Here is a 412-nt window from a genome sequence, read left to right on the forward strand (position 1 = left end):
CCGTATTGAGGCTGAGTTTGGGCTCGTCATAAGGTGGTGCGACCTCAGCTAAACGGGAGAGCACCGAATCCATGACGAGCAAACCGGCACCTCACCGCCCGCAGACGCCGCAACCTCCCGTCCTCAAACAACTGGCCTTTGCCTTTCCGTTTCTGCGCAAGGCGCAAGGCAATGCCAGTGCATCCACCCGTTTCACCGACGAGCATGACATTTACCGCCTTCTTGCCACGAACGAGCCGTCCGGCTCGTATCTCGTCAGCCGCAAGGGCATGTGGCACGGTGGCATCCACATCACGGAGGCGGGCGCGGGGCAGGCGCTCGACCTCGACGCGGGACTACGCTGCATCGCGGACGGTGTGCTGATCGCGTATCGCGCCAACCAGGACTATCCGGTCAGCGAAGCAAGCGTGGA

Annotated in this window: 1 pseudogene; it reads left to right on the plus strand. The window is 62.4% G+C overall.

The window, feature by feature from the left end:
- Positions 1-71: 71 nt before the first annotated feature.
- A pseudogene (locus VSR82_RS40085) lies at positions 72-412 on the plus strand (glycoside hydrolase family 19 protein); the annotation flags it as partial.

The organism is Burkholderia sp. JPY481 (assembly GCF_038900515.1).
Classification (GTDB): domain Bacteria; phylum Pseudomonadota; class Gammaproteobacteria; order Burkholderiales; family Burkholderiaceae; genus Paraburkholderia; species Paraburkholderia youngii.